Genomic DNA, 23,480 nt, shown 5'->3' on the forward strand with positions numbered 1-23,480 from the left:
GATGTTTGAACCAGATAAGTATCAGCCGGGATTGTCCGTGGATTGTGTCATTTTCGGCTTCCACGAAAATGAGCTTAAAGTACTATTGCTCAAGTTAAAAGGCCTGAATAAGTGGGCTTTACCGGGAGGTTTTATTAGAAAAGAGGAAGATGTGGATAAAGAAGCTGTTAGCATTCTTAAGCAAAGAACAGGACTGGATAATATTTTTCTCAGGCAGTTTCATTTTTTTGGTGATGTAGCCCGTAATGATCCTGATCATGCGCGCAACCTCGTGAATCATGATGTTATCCCTAAAGAATTTCAGGACTGGTTTGAGCAGCGGTTTGTTACTGTAGGTTATTACGCATTGGTTGAGTACTCTAAAGTAAGAGAACCATCTCCGGATATGACTTCCGAGTCCTGTGACTGGTATGCTATTAACCATTTGCCTGACCTGATGCTGGATCATCTCCGGATTCTGGAGAAGGCTCATGACTCATTGAAGAAGGAGCTTAATTACCATCCTGTAGGTTTGGATCTGCTGCCGGATCAATTTACCATGCCGGAGCTTCAGTCACTGTATGAAACCATCCTGGAGCGATCTCTGGATCGCAGAAACTTCAGAAGAAAAATACTTAGTTATGATATCCTCATCTCAACCAATGAGCGTAGGAGAGGGGGAAGACATAAAGCTCCGCTTTTGTACAAATTCGACAAGCAGAAGTATAAAAAAGCGGTAGAAGGAGCCCTTCGAACAGGATGGTGATTACTTTTTCTTTTTTCCGCTGAAAAGTAAGATGACCTTCTTCAGTGTGTTATCGATAAGGGCAATATACAGCAGAATAATCATTACCCAGATAACGGCGATGTTAAAGACTATTGTATCGATTCGCCAGCTACCGATCAGTTTGACTGGCGCATAAAAATGGGACCGGCCTATTTTTGTATACGGGTCCATAAAAATGGGATCTTTTTTCTGCACCAGGTGATTGTTAACTCTGACAATTTTGTTAAACTCATTTCTGTTTTCTACCAGGTCAGAAATGCTTTCATTAAAATGATTCTTTTTTAGCTCTATAAAACCTTCTTTTCCTATTTTACTTACCAGAGCCTCATATATGGAGTCTTTCTTGTCAACGGCCTGTTTGTAGTCTTCCTGAAATTCATTTTTTTGATTTTTCAGAAAGTTGAGGAACCGGTTTCCTGTGGATGTACTGAAGGTTTCGGGAGCTAATGATGCCGTAAAAGAAAATGACCTCACCTCATGACGTTGATTAAGCTTTTCCAATTCATTTCTGAGCAGGGTAAACTCATCTTTGTAAGCTCCATAATTAGTACTGTCTTTGATGATCTGACGGGTGATGCTTTCCAGACGGGGAATCACATAAGACCTTTGAAAGGAAGTTTCACTCATTTCTTTCTCAGCATCAAAAAAGTATTTTTCGTATTTGTTGTCTTTGAACTGGGCCACGGAAAGGGCCTCATAGGCCCACCGGGAAGTCATAATATCTCCTACGAGAGGGACATACGTCTGTCCTGATATATTTTTATGCAGTTCATCAAACTTGATCATAGCCCCACCCAAAAGCAGCTGAGGAACCAGGATAAATGGGATCAGTATATAAATGGTTATAATGGAATTTAATGCCGAGGAAATATTGAGGCCTACAAGGTTTGCAAAGCAGGACGTAGAGAACAGAATGATCCAGTAATAAAATGTCATCCCCTGTATTTCCAGAATATAATTGCCGATCAGCACAAAAGATAAGGTCTGAATGGCCGAGAGCAAAAACAGGAACATAATCTTTGAGTTGATGTAACTGTACCTGCTTAAATTGAGGAAGGACTCGCGCTCCAGTATCTTGCGGTCTTTAAAGATTTCCTCTGCACTTACTGACATGCCCATAAAAAGGGCCACCACTACGGACATAAACAAGTACACCGGGAGGTTTTTATTATCGGCAAACACATAGTTTCCATGTGGGGCATACATGGAAAAATACGCCAGGATCATGGCCAGCACTGGAGGCTCAAGCAGGTTGATAAATATATACTGCTTGTTCGAGAGCTTGGATTTGAAATTTCTTTCTGAGAATATCCTGAACTGGTGGAAAAGGCTGGGAATATTAAAGTTAGTAGGAGGCAGGCGCTCCTCATACCTGATCTTTTTGAGTCTGGATTCCAGATTGCTCTTGTATTTCTGGTACCATGTGAGCGGGCCAACTCTGCGTTTATGAGTTACCTTGCCATTATCATCGATCTCTTTGGCTTCAATGATCTGCAGGATCTGTTCGGGAATGACATTTCCACATTTAGGGCACTCACTTTCCGCGGCATTTACCTGGGTGCTCATTGTTTTAAAATACACCACAGCATCTATTGGATTGCCGTTATATACAGGGTAACCACCCTTGTCAAGGATCCATAATTTATCGAAGAGCTTATAAATGTCAGATGATGGCTGGTGGATGATTGCAATGACCAGCTTACCTCTGCGTGCCAGTTCTTTGAGGAGAAGCATAACCTTCTCAGAGTCCATGGAGGACAGACCTGAGGTAGGTTCGTCTACAAAAAGCACCGATGGTTCCCGCATCAGCTCCAGGGCTATATTGAGCCGCTTTCGCTGACCACCGCTGATAAATTTATTTAATGGATCACCTACCCGAAGGTCTTTGATTTCCAGCAGGTCCAGGTCATCCAGCACTTTGTCTACTGTTTTGTTTAGCAGACTGTCTGAAAAGTCACTGAAGCAGATACGGGCATTGTAATACAGGTTTTGATAGACTGTAAGTTCTTCAAACAAGAGGTCATCCTGAGGTACATAACCGATTACACCCTCACTGCTTGCCCGGTGAATGGAATGCCCGTTTAGATGCACTCGTCCGCCGGTTGGAGTGAGCTTTCCATTCAGCAGATTGATGAGAGTGGATTTGCCCACTCCGCTACCGCCCATGACGCCAACCAGGTTACCGCTTTCCTCGTAGAAGGAAAACTTCTGGATTCCGTTATCACTGTTTTTAAAGTGATATTCCAGGTCCTCACCAGCCAGAACAATTTTTACCTTGCTTTTTTCCTTAAGAAAGTGGCGGATGATATCAGATTCGTATATCGATCGAATATTGGGGCCCTTAATGATAGAGCCGGGTTTCAGGATGTAAAATTTCTTTGGCGTGATGCGATTCCCTTCCACATACAGGTTCAGTGGTCCTTCATATTTGAAAATGTAGGTATCCACGCTTTCGATGTGCATCACCAGTATTTTGCCAAAGAGATTTTCCACGTACATGTGGTGAAACTCTGTACCTCCGGGTACCTTTTTGCGCTTCTTTCGCATCATCCAGGCCACCTCTTCCGGCCATTCAGTCATCTTATTGTCGATGACCATGGCTTTATCCTTCTCAATTTTCTTTACTTCAGGGTCTATAATGAAGGACTTCAGAGATTCAACCTCCTTGGAATTGAGGTTGAAGTTCATGGCTACCAGGTTGATAAATTCGTTTTCTTTAGGGGTGACCTGCTGATCAGTATGAATAAGCTCAAGAAGCTGTAGCAATACGATAAATCGCTCCTTGGAGAGAAGTTCTTTATTAAGCTGGTTACAGATTTTGGCTACCTGGAGAATGCTCGTGGAGTCAATGCCCAACTCGTGATTTCCCGAAGGGTCCGTGTTAGCCTCCCTGTAAAAAGACAGGTAATCGTAGAACAGTCGCAGGTATTCTGAGGTTAGCTCATGATTGAGGGTTTTAGAGAGGTAGGGTTTTACAATGACTTCACCGGAATCCACAACATCCAGATCTTCTTTCACGCTTTCAATGATAGCAAACAGATGAACAAGGGCATTAATTATGGATTCTGTCATTTCTGGGAATTGAATATAAAAAAACCTCTCCGGTTTTACAGGGAGAGGCTTAAATTACTATCAAAGTTTTAATATATCAACTAACAATTTCACTTCGCATATCGGCAATACTGCTGGAAACATCATCAAATTGTCCTCTGCTGATCTCACCGTCATCGCCCAGCTGATCGTAAAACAGGTTCACATATCTCAGAAATGGTAAAACCTTATTCACGTTTTCATCCTCAGCGTGCTTTTCCATAAGCTCAGTCAGTTTACTCACCTGATCTTTTTGATTGGCGAGTACACGCATTAGCTCAGCGTTGTAGTCACTTGACTCAATAAGGTTGGTGGTGATGTACAGACCTTCGATTACACTTCCTGCTACTACAAGAAGTGAGGTTTTTTCGTCACCGCTTTGATTCAGGTAGTTGTAAGTATCATAGAATGACTCAGTAATGATCAGGATCAATGAATCTTTATTTTCCAGATTTTCTTCAATTCGGGAAACCAGGGCTTGGTTGTAAGCTGTTGAGATATTCAGGTCATCGATCAGTTTTTTGGAAGACTCAAGGAATGCTACGGTTTCCTGCTGCTTGTCAAATGTGCTTGAATAACTAAGGTCCGCTCCGTATACGCCAAGATTCAGAGCCTTTTGCCATTCGGTCACGTACTGATCCACATTTTCCGGATCATTAGTAAGATCTGCTATATATGAAGCGTTAGCGTCCTGTAGCATTTTACTTACTTCAAATGCCGTAGGTATAGGGTATTCAAACTGCTTTTCGACAAAGGCCTCTAACTCCTTCTTTTTCTCTTCGGCTTCTTCAGATCCCTTTTTACCGCTACTACAGTAGGTAAAAATTAAACCTAGGATAATAATAAGTGCAATACTGACTCTATTATTCATGGATGGATTTTTTAATGATTGTTCAAATTAAGTCTCCAAAAATAATATCTTGAGGACCTTTTTCGAACAAAAACGAAATTTATTTTAATTCCATACATTTCAACGAACAATTAAGAATGAAGTTTATCACAAGAGAGGATCTGGGCATCACCTATATAAACCTCGTGGATGACCGGGAAGTACTCCTGAGTGTGGCGCCAGAGCATGGCGCTAAACTTGTGAGTCTTAAATTAAAAAGTAATGCGAGTTACCATGAGACTTTGTGGGGGATGAGTGCGGAAGACCTGAAAACAAATGATTGGTACAAGAGCGCTGCATTATTTCCCTACCCAAACCGGTTAGCCAAAGGCAGGTATCATTTTGAAGGAGAGGATTACCAGTTTCCAATCAATGAGCCGGATAAAGGGAATCAGCTTCATGGGTTGATTTTTGATGTGCCTTTTGAAATTACAAGCCAGGAGGCAGGAGATGATAAGGCACATGTATCGCTGACTCATAAATATGACGGTGCCTTAGACTATTATCCTTTTCCATTTAAGTTTACGATTACCTATACATACATCAACGGGTCTCTGGAAGTGAGATTTGATGTGGAAAATACAGGAGACAGGCCCCTGCCGTACGGGATAGGGTGGCACCCTTACTTTCAGATAGATCAAAATAACATTCATTCATATAAGCTGGAGCTGCCCGAGGTAAATATCATCGAGCTGGATCAAAATGCCATACCAACAGGTAAAGAGACTCCATATAGTAATCGTCTGATTGATCTGAAAGCCACTAAACTGGATAATGGGTTCAGGATTGTAAACGGCGATCGTACTTACAGTTTGCTGGATGAAAAATCCGGAGTGCGTCTTAAAATGGAAGTATCAGAGGACTTTGATTACATCCAGGTATTTACTCCTCCGGGCGATGAGACGGTAGCCATAGAGCCTATGACCTGTAACGTAAATGCTTTTAATAATGGGCAGGGGCTGAAAGTTCTTAACCAGGGAGAACATTTTAGTGCTAGCTTCAGAGTATCTGTTGCAAAGCTTTAGACTATCGGACTTTTCAGGGCCAAGCGTTAATTACAACTTCAAATTTGCTTCAGGTTAGTAACTTAATTTTACGCTTCAAAAAGATGCTTAACAATAATTAACAACTAAAACGTTAGTTAGTAGTTGAGGTATTTTATATTGCTGGTCATGGGTTTATATAAATGGTAACCATGTCCTTAACCTGAAGTATACTTTTGTAGTGAAATTACTGTCAAAATGCTAAAAAATAAAAGAGTACTAATTGTTGGAGGAGTTTCAGTTTCCTTACTGATCCTCTTTTTTCTTCTAAGCGGGTCCGGTGGCGGACCAGAATCTGATATCATTGTCAGTGTGACTGAAGGCGAGTTTGTCGTGGATATTAATACTTCGGGGGAGCTCGAAGCTAAAAATTCCACAAATATCACAGGTCCGTCAGGTTTGCGCAACTACCGGATCTATCAGGTAAACATCCAGGATATCATTGATGAAGGAACTTATGTGGAAAAAGGGCAGTATGTGGCCCGGCTTGATCCTTCGGAGCTTAATACCAAGATAAAGGATTCAGAGCTTCAGATAGAAGAGCAACAGTCTGAATATATACAGGTACAGCTGGACACCACCCTTCAGCTACGGGAAGCCAGAGATAACCTGACCAACCTGGAATACGCTGTTGAAGAAAAACGGTTGATCCTGGAGCAGTCTCAGTTTGAGCCTCCGGCTACAATCAAGCAAGCCGAGATTGAAGTGGAGAAGGCCAGACGAGCTTTCAAGCAGGCCAAGGAGGCCTACCAGATCAAGAAAAGGCAGCTGGCAGCCAGAATGAAGGAGGTGTCTATTGACCTGCGGCAGGATCAGCTGGAATACGATGGCATGCAGTCTCTTTTGGACCAATTTACCATTACAGCGCCGGAATCAGGCATGCTCATCTACCGGAAAGGATACGATGGCCGCCCGATGAAAGAAGGCAGTCAGATCAGCGCCTGGGATCCTGTGGTAGCTACATTGCCGGATCTATCTTCTATGAACTCCATTACCTACATCAATGAAGTGGATATTCGCAAGGTTGCGGTTGGTCAAAAAGTGGATATTGGATTGGATGCCTTTCCTGACAAAATGCTAACTGGCGAAGTGACAAGGGTTGCTAATGTTGGGGAGCAGCGACCTAATTCTGAAGCTAAGGTTTTTCAGGTTACCGTTGAGTTAAATAAAGTAGACGGTGACCTTCGCCCGGGTATGACCACCAGCAACAAGATCTATACCCATGTAATAGAGCGTGCCGTTTCTGTTCCGCTGGAATGTCTGCACAGTTTCCAGGATAGTATTACCTACGTTTACAAACAAGTAGGTATAAACTACCGAAAGCAGGAAGTACAGGTGGGGGCCACTAACGCTGACCAGGCAGAGATATTACTTGGATTATCAGCTTCTGATGATGTATATCTCTCCACTCCTAATGGAAATAGCGATGAATTAGGCGATATTTCACTGCTTCCTGAGTTGGACGGTAAGCGTAATCTCAAGGGAGGCTCTAAGGAGAGTCCTGCTCAGAATACACCGGGAGAACAAAGAGTCAGAGGAAAGAAGCCCACGTCATGATTTCCCAAAAAGTCTTAATGAATCTGTACATCGCTTCAGAAGCGGTGTTGGCTAATCGTGTGCGGTCCATCCTTACCGGGCTGGGAATCATATTTGGAGTAGCTGCTGTCATTGCGATGTTGGCCATCGGTAACGGTGCACAGCAGGAAATCCTTGAGCAGATCAAGCTGGTAGGCGTCAATAATATCGTTATCAGGCCTATTGTGCCTCAGAGCGAGGAAAACCTGGAAGAGCAGGAAGAGGATGAAAAGGAGAAGCAGAAATGGTCTCCGGGACTCAGTACCCAGGATGTTGAGGGGATTCGGGAAGTGATTCCCGGCATCAATAGGTTAAGCCCCGAAATCATTCTGGATACCTATTTGATCAACAACGGGATACGAAGGACGGCCAAGCTGGTAGGAGTGGAGCCCGCTTATTTTGATATTTTCAATTTCAATCTGGACAGGGGAGGTATGTTCACGGATTATCACCTCAAGCATGGGGAACCGGTCTGTATTATTGGAGAGTCTATCAAAGCAAAATTTTTCCCTACTCAAGACCCCATAGGCAAGTATATCAAATGTGGAAACAACTGGCTCAAGGTCATCGGTATGCTGGAAGAGCGGCTGATTTCCTCCAGCAGTATTTCCAACCTGGGTATTCGGGACTATAATATGGATGTGTATGTGCCTCTTCGGACCATGCTCATTCGCTATAAAAACAGGGCGTTAGTAACTGAAGAAATGCTCAGACGTGCCAATTCAGGTAGTCGGGGGAGGGGATTTTTTCAAACAGACCAGGCAGGAAATGAAAACACCGGACCAACCAACTATCATCAGCTGGACAGATTGGTCGTTCAGGTAGATAAAACCGAGTTGATGACTCCTACTGCCGATGTAATTGCCAGAATGCTGGAGCGAAAACATTATGATGTCATCGATTTTGAGATTGAGATCCCTGAGCTTTTACTGAAACAACAGCAACGCACTAATGATATTTTTAATTATGTATTGGGGGCCATAGCGGGTATCTCTCTGCTGGTTGGGGGCATAGGTATTATGAATATTATGCTTGCCTCGGTGCTTGAGCGTATTAAGGAAATCGGGTTGCGGTTGTCCCTGGGGGCCAAGAAGTTTGATATTATTAATCAATTTTTGTTTGAGGCGGTGATGATCAGTGTTTCCGGGGGGCTCATTGGTGTTTTTCTAGGAATAACCATCGCACTATTAGTAAGCTCTATTGCCGAAATCCCCACTGTAATCACCTTTACTTCAATTCTTCTTTCATTTGGTGTGGCTGCTGGAGTAGGTCTTATCTTTGGGATTGCTCCAGCAAGAAAAGCCGCTAATCAAAACCCTATTGAATCTCTAAGATATGAATAAGATTATTTTAGCAGCCTTTTCTGTGTTTGCTTTTTCGGTTTCAGTTTTTGCCCAGCAACAAACACGTCAACTGTCCCTTGTAGAAGTTATCGAATTGGCCAAAGCACAATCGCCTTCGGCAAAGGCTGCTGAGACACGGAAAAAGAACTTTTACTGGCAGTATCGTACCTTCAGGGCCAATTACAATCCGTCACTTAACCTGGAAGGAAATATCCCTGGCTATGACCGGGACTTTTTTGGTAACAGGCAGGATGACGGACAGATCGTTTTCCAGGAGCGCCAGCAGCTTTCATCACAACTCGAGCTGGGGTTGAGGCAGCCGATCTCATGGACCGGGGGAATGATCAGTGTAAACAGTAGCCTGAATCAATTTAACGATATAAACCAGGATCTTACCAGATACAACACTACGTTGTTTAACGTGCGCTTGATACAGCCTGTATTTGGCTTTAATGAGCTAAAGTGGGATAAACGCACAGAGCCGCTGAGGTATGAGGAGTCTAAACGGTCCTATGTGGAAGAGATGGAGTTTATTTCTCGCGAAGCTACTGATCGCTTTTTCGATTACCTCGATGCCCAGATCAATTTACAGATTGCCAAATTTAATCTGGCTAATAATGATACGATCTATAACATCGAAGAGGGGCGATACAATATTGGTACTACTTCCAAAGACAAACTGCTGCAGGTGGAGTTGCAGCTGCTCAGGTCACAGCAGGATGTAGCCCAGGCTCAGCTGGACCTGCAAACTTCTCGATTGGATCTGAGGAGATACATAGGCATGCAGGACACTTCTACCTACACATTGGAGCTGTTTTTACCTGAAGAACTTCCCGAGTTTGACATTGAGCTGATCAAAGCACTGTCATATGCCAAGCAAAACCGGGCTGACTTCATTGAGTTTGAGCGAAGGAAAGCTGAAGCCGACAGGGAAGTAGCCAGGGCTAAAACCTCACGTTTTCAGACAAACCTAATTGCTTCATTCGGCTTAAACAATGCCGCTGCACAGCTACCGGATACTTATGTAGATCCCAATAATCAGCAGCGGGTAAACCTTACTTTAGAAGTACCTATTCTGGACTGGGGAAGAACAAAGTCCAGGGTACAGACCGCTTTGGCTAATCAGGAGCTGACCCAATACCTTGTTGCCCAGGACGTCCAGGCATTTGAGCAGGAGATCATCACGTTGGTATCCAGGTTTGAGGTGTTGCAATCACAGGTGGAGATTACCAAAAAATCAAATGAGGTGGCCCGGGAAAGGTATGATGTAGCTCAAAACAGGTACCTGATCGGCAAGATCGACATTACAAACCTCAACATTGCCCTGGAGGAAAAAGACACGGCGAGAAGGGCTTATATCAATGCATTGAGGTCATACTGGAATGCTTACTTTGATCTGAGAAGACTAACCCTCTATGACTTCCAAAACGATGAGCTGCTCTATCAGGATAGGGATTAAACAGGAATTAAGTAAAAACTTGCGCTCCACGCCGGATCAAGTTATTTTAGGATGCCTCATTCAGTTGAGATTTCGGTGTATTGAGATGAGGTTTCGGCGCGTTGAGATAGTATTTCGGTACGTTGAGCACATATTTAGGTGCATTGAGACAACATTTCGGTGCATTGAGCAAGCATTTCGGTGCATTGAGCAAGCATTTCGGTACGTTGAGAGGATATTTCTGTGCATTGAGATGGCATTTCGGTACCTTAAGCGCTTATTTCGGTGCATTGAGATAAGATTTCTTGAGGCGTCCTAAAATAACAAAGTGAGTGATAAAATCTATCCTAATCTCTGAGTTGAAACGAGCGAACTTTCAGGCTATCACTGAGCTCCCTGTTGTATACTCCATCTTCATAAGCATCCCATGAGCTGTTTGAAATATAGTAAACGGAACCCACAATGATCACGCCTTGTGTGGGCTCTCCGCTGCCTTCCAGGTTTTGATCAATGATTTTAACCTTTTCTGCCATATCACCGGATTCATTTAGTGTAATCACAATGGTTCGTTTGGGTGATGTTCCGTTTTTAAAAGCAATTAGCCGGTTATCATTGAATAAAAGTCCATCTGCACCTTTGTCAGAATAAAGTCTGTTAGGGTTTACCTTAGTGAGCATTTTAGTGCCAATGTCTACCCGGTAAATGCCCGTCAGGTAGTCAGAGATGTAAAGCCTGTTTCGCTTTTCGTCAATAGCCAGTCCCTGAAGATTAAGAACTGTTTCCGACAGGTCCAGCAGTAATTGGATGCTGTCCGGATCAGCTATGAATAGTCGGTTAGACATCCCGTCTGAAGTAATCACATCGCCTCTACTGGTCACAATCAGGTCGCCAAGTATCGCTTTCTCCAGCCTGAAGGATTTCAATAGCTTACCATCCTTTAAGCTGAATGCCATGAGGGTAGATTTTCCCTGCAGGGAATCTGTATAATTTTCCATTTCGGGTAATGCGGCTGTACAAGCCCATAAGACCTTACGCTTATCATCCACACCAAGTCCCATTACGGAATATAACCCCGCCTCATCCGGTTTTATAAATGGCTCCAACTGGTTGTTCCGGTATCGATAAATGGCTTTGGAATGAACCCCTCCCAGAAATATTCCGGACTTACCTGATGCTATCGACTCAAAATGAATATCCTTCTGGTCAATTGTAAACTCGATTTTACTGTTGGTTATTCTTTTCTGTTTTTCCTGCAGCCAGCTTTTTAGCTCCTTAAAACGAGGATCACCATGCAGGTTGGCAAAATCTTCATCCTCCAGGAAACTATCTGTAGCATTCATGCTGATGCAGGATTTGAGAGCTTCGATGGCTTTTTCTTTGTGATTATTCAAAGCATAAGCAGAAGCAATGTTGTAGGCCAGGGTGGGGTGATTGGGCCGTATATCGTTAGCCAGGCTGGCGTATTTCAGGAAGGTCTTATAATCACCGGATTTGTAAGCAGCTATGCTCTGCTGATAGTAAGACTGTAAGCTGTCCATCTGAGCAGCGGCAGACAAGGTGATAATCAGGAAGAAGAATGAGGCACAGGTACGTTGCATCGTAAGGTTTTTCAGTAGAACCAATTTAAACCGGATTCCCCTGAAAAAACAGGATAAAACACCCCATTTAAAATGTGAAGCTCTTATTCTATGTTTGAGCGGTAGCGGGTACTTTTGCTCAAAGACGAATCTCATGAGTAAAATCAACCCATTTCACCTGGCTGTACCTGTTTATGACCTGAAGGAAACCCGTGCCTTTTACAGGGATGTGCTTGGTTGTGCGGAAGGTCGCTCATCGGATCACTGGGTGGATTTTGATCTTTATGGGCATCAGTTTGTCATTCACCTGAAGCCCCATGAAGAGAAGCCAGCATTGTATCACAACCCCGTAGATGGTCATGCAGTACCTGTGCCACATTTCGGAGTGGTATTGGACATGGATGAGTGGGAGGCATTGGCTGAAAAGCTGAAAACCAAAGGCGTGGAATTTATCATAGAGCCCTATGTCCGGTTTAAAGGCGAGGTAGGGGAGCAGGCCACTATGTTTTTCAAAGATCCGTCCGGAAACGCCCTTGAGTTTAAGGCGTTTAAGGACATGAATCAGCTTTTTGCCAGCTAATTTGTTTCTTTCAGTTTTTCCAGGTTTTCATTTTCGCCAATTACGACCAATACGTCACCTTTTTTTATTCTATGGTTTGCTTTTGGGACAAGTTTAACCTCTTTTTCACCATCTTCAATAGAAACTACCTGAACGCCATATTCATGTCTCAGATTGAGCTCACCGAGTGTTTTACCCACAAACTCTTTGCTGGGAGTCCAGTCAATGATGGAGTAATCTTCGGTCAGGGGTATATAATCCAGAACGTTTGGGTTATCGATCCTCTGGGCCAGCCGAAGCGCACTTTCCTGTTCAGGAAAGATCACTTCACAGTCACCGATTTTATGCAAAATTCTGGCATGATCTTCTTCCACTACCTTTACGTGAATGTTCTTTGCGCCAAGCTCATGCAAGTGCAAAACAACCAGCAGGCTGTCGTCGGTTTTTCTACCAAGGCTTACTATGACGGAGTCTACATCTTTCACCCCGGCTCTTTGGAGAAACCCCTCATCCCTGGCATCCCCGATAATCCCTTTGGTTACGTAGGGCTTGACCTTCTCGACCCTTTCCTCATCCTGATCTACTGCGATCACTTCAAAATTTCTTTCATGCAGGTACCTGGCAAGAAACCTTCCAAAGGTGCTCAGGCCGATTAGCATAAAGGATTCTATACGTTTTTTCTTTTTCATAAGCTTTAGTCATTGTGATTATCCTACAAGAATATCTTCCTTCATATAGCGTAGACTGGATGCTTTTCTGGTTTTCAGTGCAAAAACCAGAGTCAGGGGACCCAGTCTGCCGATATACATCATGATGGTGATCAATAGTTTTCCTACGGGACTCAATGTTTCAGTGATACCGGTGCTCAGCCCTACAGTGCCAAAAGCAGATACAACTTCAAAGATAATATCCATTAACTCCGGCGGGACTCCCTGGTGAAGTCCGAAGTAGTCTTCACTTAAAAGCAACAAAAAGATAAATGCTGATATAGTGAATATGGCAAAGAAGACGATGGATATAGCGCGGGAGAGTGTTTCTGACGGAATACGTCTGCTAAACACATTGATGTCTTTGTTATTAGAAAATTGCTTGAGCAGGTTTTGAATAAAAAGTGTGAATGTAGTGGTTTTAATGCCGCCTCCACATGATCCGGGTGATGCCCCAATAACCATCATGATGAGCATAATAAAAAGTGTCGGTAAGGATAAGCTGGTTATGGAAATCGTATTGAATCCGGCTGTGCGGGTGGTAACTGACTGAAAAATAGAAATGAGAAACTGTTCATGCCATGGGTGGTCAGCTAATGAATGCTGAGTCTCCAGCAGGAAAATACCTATGGTGCCTATGGCAATAAGTAAACCAGTGGTACTGAGAGCAACCCTGGAATGAAGACTGAGTCTGGAAAGAATTCCCGATCGAAAATAAGATAGCTGGACTTTGATATCGAAAATAACAATGAACCCCAATCCGCCAGCGATGATCAGTAATACGTTTGTTATACAGAAATACCAGTCTCCTGCATAATCCATGTAGCTGTTTCCAAGTAGAGAAAAGCCTGCATTACAAAAGGAGGAAACGCTATGGAAGAGGCCATAGTATAGTGCATCAGCCAGGGAATAATCCTGCAGAAATGAAACGGTAAGTAAAGCTGCTCCGATCAGCTCCAGTGTAATGGTAAAAAGAAAGACTGTTTTGATAAGGTTTCCTAGCCCCAAGATCGGTTTTTGACTAAATCTGTCTATCAGAATATCCCGTCCGTAGATACTCAGCCTTCCCACAAGCAAGAACATGAAAAATGTGCTGAATGACATGATCCCCAGACCTCCAAGCTGTATAAGGATCAGGATCGTCCACTGGCCGAAAGGGGAAAATGTGCTTGCAGTATCTGTAACGATCAGGCCGGTAACACATGTGGCGGAAGTGGCGGTAAACAGGGCATCTAAAAGCGGTAATGATCCCTTCGCAGTAGTCGCGACAGGAAGGGAGAGAAGTATCGTTCCACATATAATGACCAGCAGAAAACTCAGCAGTATCATTCGCTGGGGATTGACCAGCAGGTGTTCGGAGAGTATTTTACTCAGTTTTGATTTTCCGGGAAACAGGTTGACTTTCATTCTGGCTTTAAAATAGGCCTTTTATCTTTGTGTCCATAATTCTGAATTGCATTTATACAAACTTATTATGCCGGTTACTCCGAAGTACAGACATTTAACCACCGAAGAGCTGAATTCGTTAGAAAAGGAATTTATCGAATACCTGATCGTAAATGGGATCACTGCTGACGATTGGGTAAAGCTCAGAGAAGATGAGAAAGATAAAGCAGAGGACATTATCACCTTGTTTAGCGACGTGGTTTTTGAAGGGATCATGCGAAAGCTCCTTTTTCTGGATTACATTTCAAAAAATGAAGTTAGAACGTTTCAGTGTCTTAAAGAAAAAATCATCCTGATAGGAATGAAAACGGCTAATCCACAGCATGACTTTACAGATCCATCCTTTATTCAGCGGGCGACTGAGGATCCCCCAAAAGGTCTGGAAGTATTTTCCTCAGAAAAGCCCTATTCAAAAAACCGCGAAGAGGAGCTCTTTGAGATGACACAGTCCGGCTGTCAACTATCAGATGGGAAGCTCTTTAAAGCACTTTCAGTGAGTCTGGTTTAAAGTAAATCTATCGGGAAGGTAAAGGAATACAGACTTTCCCGCATCTCTTTACTTTCCCGGAGATTCAAAAACTATATTACCTCTCTAACCCTCTCCAGTGACCGCTGAATATCCTGACTTTCCGGTTTGGATAAATGGAGTTGGTTAACCTCATGGAGTAGTTCCAATTGCTCATTATAATTCGTTTTTTTAGTGAAATTTAGCGCATCATGGAGGTAATGTTGCGCCCTTCCTATGGCTTCTTTTGCCTCTTTCAGCTTTTTATTTTTTGTCAGGTAGATCGCATCTTCCAGCTCCAGATAAGAGAGCTGGTTCAGCGTATGTGCAAAATGTCTGTGATAGATCTGCAGATCATTGTTGTGAAAAACCGCTTCATCCTTAAGGATTCGCAGGTTTATTACCGCCTGGGCTACAATGGTGTCACTCTGATCACGATAGCTGTGAAGGTGTGAAGAGATCGTTTCCACAATCTGGTCAAAGTCATTCTTAGCTCTCAGTGTCTCATGAGATTTGATGTCCTCGCATGCGGCACTCATCAGTGCTCCTTCGTGCGACTGGTTTTTTTCCCGCAATACGTCCATCATCAGAAACATGATGCCACAGAAAATAACCACACCAAAAGTCCAGCTTATAATCTTTACCCTCAATTCGACTTCCTTCTTCATGGCTTGAACCTTTTATTTAAAGATTATGCTATGAGCTCCTGCTCTTCCTTCAGCGAGGCGATCTTAACTTCCTTGATCTCTTCGTGGTTGCAATAGGAACACTTATAGTGCTTTTTTAAGAGCCCTTTTTCATTGGCTGTGGGTGATTTGATCACTTCCTCTTTATAGTCCTTCAGCGTCCTGAAGTTACACCTGGGGCAAACCAGCGCATGCAGGTGGCCATCATAGCGTTCTATCAGCTTATAGCCGGTTTCTTCATCCAGCCATACATCATAGTCATACGTAAAGGCTTCTTCATGCTCGATCATTTCTTCCGTCAGGTGAGCATCTTCTTCCAATTCATTGAGAAGCTTCATGGGTTTACCCGTCTCAGGTGATTTACGCGGTTTAAACCGAATTTTGCTCAGCTTTTTCTCCAGGATAAAAGGGTAGTAAACCTTAAAATACTGGGTAAGACCATACCCGAAGAGGAAACCGATCCCCAGCGCCACAAAGGCAATGAAATAGTACTCGTAGATCTTTACATTGGCAATTACACGAGTGATGAAGTCAAAGATCAGGAGCGTAACGGCAATCGAGAAAAAGGTAGAAGCATTCTTAAGAAATCGCACCTCGTACTTGCTCGCAAACTCATATTTAGAAGTTTGTTTAGTAGTAGTTACCAACCCAATCTCATAAATAAGAACCAGCAAGACGGCTACTCCCAGGCAGAATAAACCAATCTCCCCTGTCCAATCAGTAATAAATGAAAATACAGTTTCCATGACTTACACGGTTTGTTTTTTCTATTATTATATAAAGAAACGAGGAGAATCTGAAGGAAATCTGGAGATTTAATCTGATTCGCAATAAGTTTTTTATGAGATAGATCAGTTGGTTTTATCGAATGTCAGGTATGTCCGCTAATCTCCTGTGGAGAGTAGTGTCATGTCAACCCCTTGATTAACAGATTATAGTCTACAAAAACCTGCTAAGATGGCCTTTAAGTGTTTTAGGGCTATGTTAATGAAGGGTCAAATCGAGGCCTAAGCCCGAAACCCCAAAATCATTAAGGCTTAAACTGGATCTTTCGCATCCTTAGCGACTTGGGTGTTACTTCCACATATTCATCCTTCTGGATATATTCCAGTGCATCCTCCAGCGAAAACTGTCGTCTTGGAGCTACTTTCGCATTATCATCTGAACCGGCCGCTCGCATGTTGGTCAGCTTCTTGCCTTTAATGACATTCACCACCAGGTCATTACCACGTGTGTGTTCTCCGATCACCTGACCCACATACAATTCGTCTCCCGGATCGATGAAGAAGACTCCCCGGTCCTGGAGCTTATCAATGGAGTAAGCAGTGCAGGCGCCTTGTTCCATGCTTACCAGCGAACCGTTGTTACGGGTTGGTATTTCGCCTTTCATTGGTTCGTAGGCTTTAAAACGGTGGGTCATCACTGCTTCACCTGCTGTAGCAGTAAGCATCCTGTTACGCAGACCGATCAGCCCTCTTGCAGGAATATCAAACTCTAGGTGCTGGATGTTTCCTTTAGGCTCCATGACCGTCAGGTCGCCTTTACGCTGAGTAGCCAGCTCGATCACTTTTCCGGAGTACTCATCCGGGACATCCACTACCAGGTGCTCAATTGGTTCGTGTTTTTGCCCGTCTACTTCTTTGATCAGCACCTGTGGCTGACCTACCTGCAGTTCGTAGCCCTCACGACGCATTGTCTCTATCAAAATGGACAAATGAAGTATCCCCCGGCCATAAACGAGAAATTTGTCTTCAGATCCGGTTTCTTCAATTCGTAGTGCCAGGTTTCGTTCTACCTCTTTAAACAGTCGGTCCCTGATCTGACGGGAGGTCACGTATTTGCCTTCTTTTCCGAAAAAAGGAGAGTCATTGATCGAGAAGAGCATGCTCATGGTAGGTTCATCTATGGCAATTCTCGGTAGTATGGTGGGGTTTTCAAAGTCTGTCACCGTATCTCCGATATCAAAATCTTCAATGCCTGTGATGGCACAGATGTCTCCGCAGGGCACTTCCTTTACCTGTTTTTTGCCCAGCCCCTCAAAAATGTGAAGTTCCTTCACACGAATTTTCTTCACAGACCCGTCTTTTTTGGCCAGGCCTAGCTGTGCGCCTTCTTTCAGGGTACCCTGAATCACTTTTCCAATAGCAATCCGTCCTACGAAATTTGAAAAGTCCAGAGAAGTGATCTGTAATGCAGGAACACCTTCCTCTACCTTTGGTGCAGGCACTTTTTCCAGGATCACATCCATCAGGTGGGAGATGTCCTCGGTCTGGTGTTTCCAGTCCGAGCCCATCCAGCCCATTTTGCTGGAGCCGTATACTGTGGTAAAGTCGAGCTGCTCCTCTGAAGCATCCAGTGAAAACATCAGGTCAAAAACCTGCTCCATGACCAATTCAGGCTGGCAGTTTTCTTTATCCACCTTATTGACCACTACGATAGGGTTTAGGCCGAGCGCCAGCGCTTTGCTCATTACAAACCGGGTTTGAGGCATAGGGCCTTCAAAAGCATCTACCAGGAGCAGTACACCATCTGCCATTTTAAGTACCCGCTCTACTTCACCTCCAAAATCGGAGTGACCGGGAGTGTCAATAATGTTGATCTTTACGTCTTTGTATATTACAGAAACATTTTTGGAAAGTATGGTAATGCCTCTTTCGCGTTCCAGGTCATTATTGTCAAGGATGAGGTCATCAAACTCCTGGTTTTCTCTAAAGAGCTTAGAGAAGTGTATCATCTTGTCTACCAGGGTCGTTTTGCCATGATCTACGTGAGCAATGATGGCAATATTTCTAATATCAGTCATAGTCCTTTTTATAAAAGAGCGCAAAAATAACCCCTTATTTGGTCAATAGTCTGTTGCAGTCAAAAAAAGATTGTTAATGTTAGTCTGGCAAGAGACGCCAGATAATAAGATTTAAGACTGCATTGTCTAAGATCCATCTAATGTCTAAGATCCATTTATTGTTTTAGCTCTATTTTTACAATGACTAACAAGTATTCGAAAACCCAGGTCTTAACTAAAGAGCCAAAGTTTAACCTCTGAAGTCTAATGTCTAAACCCAACATCTTCCCATGAAAAAAGTTCCTTTAATCGTCGTAGTTGTCTGTTTTTTGTTTATCGCTGCTTTCTTTCTGGGACCGAAGGTTTCTTTTGAGCCGATAGAGGGTCCGCAAATCACGGCATGGGATATCTCCCTGGATAGCGTAGACCTGTATGTACACATGAAGGATGCTGACATACCAAACCTGAAGCCAAACAATGAATCCCGTATCATCTGGGCAGATAGTATCCGTAAAACCAGATATAGCCTCGTCTATCTGCACGGGTTTTCTGCCAGCCCTATGGAAAGTAACCCTATTCCATTTGACTTTGCCAAACGCTACGGGATGAATCTCTATGCTCCGTTGTTTGCAGGACACGGACAAGATGACAAAGAGTCTTTTTTGACTCTGGAGCCTAACGACCTGGTAAAAGATGCTAAAGAAGCTATAGCAATCGGACAGTTGATCGGGGAGGATGTGATCGTTATGAGTTGCAGTACGGGCAGTACCCTGGCTATTTACCTTGCAGGCGCTAACAGGGAAATGATCGATGCGATGATCATGTATTCGCCTAACATTGAACTATATAACCCTATGGCAAAGCTAATGACAGGTCCGTGGGGTAAGCAAATAGTTCTGACAGTCGCTGGAAAATATCGTTTTCCTGATTCTACCACCACTGCAGAAGGACATCAGTACTGGACCACCACCTATCGCAATGAAGGATTGTTGGCATTGCAAACACTCCTGGATGCTACCATGACCACTGAAGTGTTTGGAGCAGTAGAGCAGCCTTACTTTGCAGGATATTACTACAAAAATGAAGAAGAACAGGATAAGGTCATTTCAGTAAAAGCTATTCAGCGATTTGATTCTCAAACCAGCACACCCGAGGATCAAAAGGAGTTAAGGGCTTTTCCTGGAGCAGGAGAGCACGTCATAGCAAACCCTGTCAAGTCGAATAGTGTAGAGGAGGTCAGAAACAGTACATATCAGTTTGCTGAGTCCGTTTTAAACCTGGTACCGGCTTTGTAATGATCAGACCAGGGCGCTGGTCAATGCTCTTAAGTTAAGGTCACTCCAGAATGGAGTCTTTGGTAAAAGGGGCATTCCCGCTTCAATAATTTGATAGATTCTATCCGGATGGAATCACTGGAATGACTGATTTGTGAAGTTACAACCTTAACTTAATATCATTCTTTCTTTACCAGGTGGATATGACTTCTATGATTTGAATCAACTACTTTAAGTACGTATATGCCCTGTGGTAATTCGCTGATGTCCAATAGAAATTCAGACTTGTTGGCAATATCTCCGGAATCAGACAACCTGCCTTTCAGGTCCGTTAACCGGTAATGGATAAGGTTTTCAGGAGCGGTCACTTTTAGGTGCCCGGAAGCAGGATTAGGAAAGACCTTAATATCTGATATGGTTTCTTGCTGGTTCCCTAAAACCACCTCCAGGTCACTAATAGTAATATCGAGCCAACTCATTCGAGCCTCAATCCAGGATTTCAGAAAGTCTATTTCATCCTTGTAGCTTTGACCCACATAGCTGTTGGGCCATACGTATGAACCCAGGATCGGCCAGCGCTCGAAGTTTCTTTGCTGGGGAGCTTCCAGTTCAATGGCCAGTGAATCTATGTAGGCATGAATAGCTTCTGTGGAAAAGGGGCCTGATCGAAGTTCTTCCCATCTTTCCTGGAGTTGAGCTATATAGACAGGGTCTTGCATGAACCGATTCCACCAGAATGGATTCAGCCAATAGTCATGGGGGCAAATCTGATTAAAATTCCAGGCCCACCCGTCGGTTTCCCATCCGTCACAGTAGTCAGCGTTACCAAATGCCAGGTTGTAATCCCAGGGAGGCCCCATGACTAACCTGCCATCATTACTGTCCTTATCTTTATAAAAATAGGTGCTCAGTCTGTAGCTATCAACGTTACGATTTATCTCAGATAACAGAGAATAATCTACAAATGACCGGATATTGATAAATCGCCGGTAACCATAGACAGGATCAGTAAACTGACTGCTTGCCAGTGCTTCTTCAAAGCCGGAAACATAAGTCCTGATGTAGTCTAGCTGGGTAGAAGTAATATCTTCAGGGTCCGGTTCTTCTACCTGAAAAAAAATCTCCTGATAGTCCTGCTCCCTGTTTGGTGGTGGGAAGGAGGAGGCCCAACCTTTTACAGTTTCGCCATCATTTGTTTTATCAATCTTAATGATATATCCACCGGTCAGATCATCCCCGGTGTTTTCATCAGGATTCAGGGTACTTATATCTATCCGGTCCCCATCGCGTTTGATCTTTTCCATAAATACATAAACTCCCTTATAGTCATTATTGATAACCAATTCACAAAACCTGGTACGACTGCCATACCAGCCCATCCTGGACCAGAGATAGAAACTGAGGTGATTTCTCATCAGCGATTTATCAGAGTAGGGGCCGTATAATACCCAATCCTCTTCTTTAGGAAGCCCGAGCACCATGGCAGACGTGTCTTCATTATTGATGGTTCGTAGTTCCAGTCCGTAGCTTTTCTTATCAAAAAACTGGCTGGACTGTCCTCTTAGTTCTATCCCTGCATATCCATCATAATCATTTGCAGGATCTGTTACCTGATTGATCACCCCGGGTTCGTTATCGATGATTTTCAGTGTGGAAAAAACTTTAGGTTCGTCCGGGATTTCCTGTTCATCAGTATCAATGATGATAATAGGGAGATTGGAAGACTGGAAATCTACCTGAGCTTTTATGGCTATGGAGCTTAGAAAAAATAAGCTAAATACATAGAGGTATCTTTTCATGTTCATATGTTGCTAAAACAAGCTGGACCGCATAGGCGGCTTGTTGCCTTAATTTAACCCTGTTGATACTATTACCCTAATATTATTATACTTATAGTACAGGCTGTCACGATTCATATATATTTTCATTGTTGCTAAATAATCAGCAGAAATGAGCTACCTTTGTAGCGTATTAAAAAAAATAATTTGAATAACTTTTCTCAATTGGGTCTTTCCGACTCAATCCTCAGAGCCGTATCTGAGTTAGGCTTTGAAACACCATCCAAAATTCAGTCTGAAGCAATTCCGTTATTAATTTCTCAGGACATTGATTTCATAGGCCTGGCGCAGACCGGTACCGGTAAAACCGCGGCTTTTGGTCTCCCACTAATAGAAAAGGTAGACACCACTAAAGACTACACCCAGACGCTGGTGCTCGCTCCTACAAGAGAGCTTGGGCAGCAGATCGGCGATCAGTTGAAAGCATTTGGCAAATACATCAAAGGCCTGAAAGTGGAAACTGTATACGGAGGAGCGCCCATACAGGTACAGATCAAATCCATCAAAAGCAAGTCTCCTCAGGTCATCATCGCTACACCAGGCCGTCTGATGGATCTGATGAAGCGAAAAGTTATAGACATCAGTAAGATCAAAACCCTGGTTTTGGACGAAGCGGATGAAATGCTGAACATGGGCTTTAAGGAGGACATTGATACCATCCTTTCTTTTACTTCAGGAGAATCCATGGTCTGGTTGTTTTCGGCCACTATGCCGCCGGAGATCCGGCAGATCGTAAAGACCTACATGGTAGACCCTCAGGAAGTAAGGGTTACCCCAAAAAATGTAATTAACGAAAACATTTCTCACCATTACTACCTGATCAACCGGGAAGATAAAACAGAAGCGATCGTCAGGATGCTGGATGCGGAACCGGACATGCTGGGGATCATTTTTTGCCGGACCAAGAGCGATACCCAAAAGCTCGCCGATGAGCTATCAGGCAGGGGATATCCGGTGGAGGCTCTGCATGGAGACCTGAATCAGAACCAGCGTGACCGGGTGATGAACAAATTCAAAACCCACAAGATCAAGCTGGTTGCTGCTACAGATGTAGCCGCAAGGGGAATAGATGTAAAAAGTATCTCGCATGTGATCCATCACTCCCTACCGGATGATGTAGAGTACTATACTCACCGAAGTGGACGAACAGCCAGAGCCGGAGAGAAGGGAGTTTCTGTTTCGCTGGCTACCCGCGGCGACTTACGTAAAATCAATCAGTTTGACAAAAAACTGAAGCTTGGGCTGCAAAAATCCAAATTGCCTTCAGTTGTTGAGATCTCACAGCAGCGCCTTATGAAATGGGTAAGTGAGGTGAAGTCTGTGCAGGACCTACCTGACAAAGCGATCACCGACGAAGTGGAAGCCCAACTGTCCTCTCTCTCTAAAACGGAACTTATTGAACGATTGGTTGCATTGGAAATGGGACAGATTGATCAGAAGAGCAAAGAGCTGGAAGAACCCTATCACGAGAAGGAAGATTTTTATAAAGATGCTCCAAAGAAAGGTAAAGGCCGTCGGGACAGGGGAGGGTTTAATCACTCCGGCAAAAGATCCGGAGGAGACTTTAAGCGTCCGAAAAAATCAGGAGGTAAGAGCCATAAAAAAAGTAACCGGTCTTTTTCCAGACGGAGAAAGGGTTGATCTTTAGTAGCTTTCAGTTGGTTGAAAGTTGCAGTTCAGTTATCTTTGGGAGTAAGTTCTTTACTTGATTTCTTAATCAAAATCGATTGCGGTTCCGGTATTTTACTATTAGAATATTGGGATTAAAAGGGAATCATGTGACCGACCAGGTGTGGTTGGGAATCATGAGCTGACGCGCAACTGTAATTCTGATCAGGGAGAAATGCCTTGATAGTTATGTCTTCACAAAAAAGACCATTGTTTCGTCTGAGACGGGATGAGAAGGGAGTGAAGATCAGATAAGCCAGGAGACCTGCCGTTTTCGACCTCTGTCAGAGCTGT

Annotated in this window: 18 protein-coding genes and 1 riboswitch; of the genes, 9 read left to right on the top strand and 9 right to left on the bottom strand. The window is 43.6% G+C overall.

Features of this window, described 5'->3' with window-relative positions:
• Position 1: 1 nt before the first annotated feature.
• Positions 2-745 (top strand): NUDIX hydrolase, encoded by a 744-nt coding sequence (locus AC3E9V_RS11300; RefSeq protein ID WP_488753304.1) that lies wholly within the window; start codon positions 2-4, stop codon positions 743-745.
• On the opposite strand, the gene AC3E9V_RS11305 is transcribed toward AC3E9V_RS11300, so the two are convergent.
• Both AC3E9V_RS11305 and AC3E9V_RS11310 read right to left on the bottom strand, forming a co-directional pair.
• Entirely contained in the window at positions 746-3,838 is a 3,093-nt protein-coding gene (locus tag AC3E9V_RS11305) for an ATP-binding cassette domain-containing protein (RefSeq protein ID WP_488753305.1), read from the bottom strand. It lies immediately after the preceding gene.
• A 76-nt stretch (positions 3,839-3,914) separates the two neighbouring features.
• Positions 3,915-4,727 carry a hypothetical protein gene (locus AC3E9V_RS11310; protein ID WP_488753306.1) on the bottom strand — a complete coding sequence of 271 codons (813 nt, stop codon included), beginning with the start codon at positions 4,725-4,727 and terminating at the stop codon, positions 3,915-3,917.
• Positions 4,728-4,843: 116 nt separating this feature from the next.
• Here AC3E9V_RS11310 and AC3E9V_RS11315 point away from each other — a divergent pair, with 116 nt between their 5' ends.
• The 4 genes from AC3E9V_RS11315 (at position 4,844) to AC3E9V_RS11330 (ending at position 10,165) form a co-directional block, all read left to right on the top strand.
• Complete coding sequence (locus AC3E9V_RS11315; RefSeq protein WP_488753307.1) at positions 4,844-5,770, top strand: aldose 1-epimerase; 927 nt, start codon at positions 4,844-4,846, stop codon at positions 5,768-5,770.
• Between the two features lie 216 nt (positions 5,771-5,986).
• On the top strand, positions 5,987-7,345 hold the full coding sequence (locus AC3E9V_RS11320; protein WP_488753308.1) for an efflux RND transporter periplasmic adaptor subunit: 1,359 nt from the start codon (positions 5,987-5,989) through the stop codon (positions 7,343-7,345).
• Between the two features lie 17 nt (positions 7,346-7,362).
• Positions 7,363-8,706, top strand: coding sequence for an ABC transporter permease (locus AC3E9V_RS11325; RefSeq protein WP_488753309.1), 1,344 nt, complete (start codon positions 7,363-7,365; stop codon positions 8,704-8,706).
• Positions 8,699-10,165 carry a TolC family protein gene (locus tag AC3E9V_RS11330; protein WP_488753310.1) on the top strand — a complete coding sequence of 489 codons (1,467 nt, stop codon included), beginning with the start codon at positions 8,699-8,701 and terminating at the stop codon, positions 10,163-10,165. Before AC3E9V_RS11325 ends, AC3E9V_RS11330 begins: the two co-directional genes overlap by 8 nt.
• Positions 10,166-10,491: 326 nt before the next feature.
• Here the strand turns inward: AC3E9V_RS11330 and AC3E9V_RS11335 are convergent, their stop codons facing one another.
• Positions 10,492-11,742, bottom strand: coding sequence for a TPR end-of-group domain-containing protein (locus AC3E9V_RS11335; protein WP_488753311.1), 1,251 nt, complete (start codon positions 11,740-11,742; stop codon positions 10,492-10,494).
• A 133-nt stretch (positions 11,743-11,875) separates the two neighbouring features.
• Between AC3E9V_RS11335 and AC3E9V_RS11340 the strand changes: the two genes are divergently transcribed.
• A complete protein-coding gene (locus AC3E9V_RS11340; RefSeq protein WP_488753312.1) occupies positions 11,876-12,301 on the top strand; it encodes a VOC family protein in 426 nt (141 codons plus the stop codon).
• On the opposite strand, the gene AC3E9V_RS11345 is transcribed toward AC3E9V_RS11340, so the two are convergent.
• Positions 12,298-12,969, bottom strand: a complete 672-nt coding sequence (locus AC3E9V_RS11345; RefSeq protein WP_488753313.1) for a potassium channel family protein — start codon at positions 12,967-12,969, stop codon at positions 12,298-12,300. The genes AC3E9V_RS11340 and AC3E9V_RS11345 overlap by 4 nt on opposite strands.
• A gap of 18 nt (positions 12,970-12,987) precedes the next feature.
• Complete coding sequence (locus AC3E9V_RS11350) at positions 12,988-14,394, bottom strand: TrkH family potassium uptake protein (RefSeq protein ID WP_488753314.1); 1,407 nt, start codon at positions 14,392-14,394, stop codon at positions 12,988-12,990.
• A gap of 67 nt (positions 14,395-14,461) precedes the next feature.
• On the opposite strand from AC3E9V_RS11350, the gene AC3E9V_RS11355 reads away from it, so the two are divergent.
• Entirely contained in the window at positions 14,462-14,941 is a 480-nt protein-coding gene (locus AC3E9V_RS11355; RefSeq protein ID WP_488753315.1) for a DUF6495 family protein, read from the top strand.
• Positions 14,942-15,012: 71 nt separating this feature from the next.
• Here the strand turns inward: AC3E9V_RS11355 and AC3E9V_RS11360 are convergent, their stop codons facing one another.
• The 3 genes from AC3E9V_RS11360 to typA form a co-directional block, all read right to left on the bottom strand.
• Positions 15,013-15,606: a hypothetical protein gene (locus AC3E9V_RS11360; protein ID WP_488753316.1), complete on the bottom strand. Its 594-nt coding sequence runs from the start codon at positions 15,604-15,606 to the stop codon at positions 15,013-15,015.
• A gap of 23 nt (positions 15,607-15,629) precedes the next feature.
• Positions 15,630-16,370, bottom strand: a complete 741-nt coding sequence (locus AC3E9V_RS11365; RefSeq protein WP_488753317.1) for a hypothetical protein — start codon at positions 16,368-16,370, stop codon at positions 15,630-15,632.
• Positions 16,371-16,654: 284 nt separating this feature from the next.
• Positions 16,655-18,427, bottom strand: coding sequence for a translational GTPase TypA (typA, locus tag AC3E9V_RS11370; RefSeq protein ID WP_488753318.1), 1,773 nt, complete (start codon positions 18,425-18,427; stop codon positions 16,655-16,657).
• A 269-nt stretch (positions 18,428-18,696) separates the two neighbouring features.
• Between typA and AC3E9V_RS11375 the strand changes: the two genes are divergently transcribed.
• Entirely contained in the window at positions 18,697-19,701 is a 1,005-nt protein-coding gene (locus tag AC3E9V_RS11375) for an alpha/beta hydrolase (protein ID WP_488753319.1), read from the top strand.
• A gap of 158 nt (positions 19,702-19,859) precedes the next feature.
• Here AC3E9V_RS11375 and AC3E9V_RS11380 read toward each other — a convergent pair whose 3' ends face one another.
• Entirely contained in the window at positions 19,860-21,479 is a 1,620-nt protein-coding gene (locus AC3E9V_RS11380; RefSeq protein ID WP_488753320.1) for a CotH kinase family protein, read from the bottom strand.
• Positions 21,480-21,665: 186 nt separating this feature from the next.
• On the opposite strand from AC3E9V_RS11380, the gene AC3E9V_RS11385 reads away from it, so the two are divergent.
• Entirely contained in the window at positions 21,666-23,159 is a 1,494-nt protein-coding gene (locus tag AC3E9V_RS11385) for a DEAD/DEAH box helicase (protein ID WP_488753321.1), read from the top strand.
• Between the two features lie 72 nt (positions 23,160-23,231).
• Positions 23,232-23,473, top strand: a riboswitch (cobalamin riboswitch).
• Positions 23,474-23,480 lie beyond the last annotated feature (7 nt).

It is taken from the genome of Marinoscillum sp. HNIBRBA16962, assembly GCF_057801515.1.

Coding starts and splice junctions, on each gene's coding strand:
- AC3E9V_RS11300 (WP_488753304.1), top strand. CDS start 2: ATGTTTGAACCAGATAAGTATCAGCCGGGATTGTCCGTGGATTGTGTC.
- AC3E9V_RS11305 (WP_488753305.1), bottom strand. CDS start 3,838: ATGACAGAATCCATAATTAATGCCCTTGTTCATCTGTTTGCTATCATT.
- AC3E9V_RS11310 (WP_488753306.1), bottom strand. CDS start 4,727: ATGAATAATAGAGTCAGTATTGCACTTATTATTATCCTAGGTTTAATT.
- AC3E9V_RS11315 (WP_488753307.1), top strand. CDS start 4,844: ATGAAGTTTATCACAAGAGAGGATCTGGGCATCACCTATATAAACCTC.
- AC3E9V_RS11320 (WP_488753308.1), top strand. CDS start 5,987: ATGCTAAAAAATAAAAGAGTACTAATTGTTGGAGGAGTTTCAGTTTCC.
- AC3E9V_RS11325 (WP_488753309.1), top strand. CDS start 7,363: ATGAATCTGTACATCGCTTCAGAAGCGGTGTTGGCTAATCGTGTGCGG.
- AC3E9V_RS11330 (WP_488753310.1), top strand. CDS start 8,699: ATGAATAAGATTATTTTAGCAGCCTTTTCTGTGTTTGCTTTTTCGGTT.
- AC3E9V_RS11335 (WP_488753311.1), bottom strand. CDS start 11,742: ATGCAACGTACCTGTGCCTCATTCTTCTTCCTGATTATCACCTTGTCT.
- AC3E9V_RS11340 (WP_488753312.1), top strand. CDS start 11,876: ATGAGTAAAATCAACCCATTTCACCTGGCTGTACCTGTTTATGACCTG.
- AC3E9V_RS11345 (WP_488753313.1), bottom strand. CDS start 12,969: ATGAAAAAGAAAAAACGTATAGAATCCTTTATGCTAATCGGCCTGAGC.
- AC3E9V_RS11350 (WP_488753314.1), bottom strand. CDS start 14,394: ATGAAAGTCAACCTGTTTCCCGGAAAATCAAAACTGAGTAAAATACTC.
- AC3E9V_RS11355 (WP_488753315.1), top strand. CDS start 14,462: ATGCCGGTTACTCCGAAGTACAGACATTTAACCACCGAAGAGCTGAAT.
- AC3E9V_RS11360 (WP_488753316.1), bottom strand. CDS start 15,606: ATGAAGAAGGAAGTCGAATTGAGGGTAAAGATTATAAGCTGGACTTTT.
- AC3E9V_RS11365 (WP_488753317.1), bottom strand. CDS start 16,370: ATGGAAACTGTATTTTCATTTATTACTGATTGGACAGGGGAGATTGGT.
- typA (WP_488753318.1), bottom strand. CDS start 18,427: ATGACTGATATTAGAAATATTGCCATCATTGCTCACGTAGATCATGGC.
- AC3E9V_RS11375 (WP_488753319.1), top strand. CDS start 18,697: ATGAAAAAAGTTCCTTTAATCGTCGTAGTTGTCTGTTTTTTGTTTATC.
- AC3E9V_RS11380 (WP_488753320.1), bottom strand. CDS start 21,479: ATGAAAAGATACCTCTATGTATTTAGCTTATTTTTTCTAAGCTCCATA.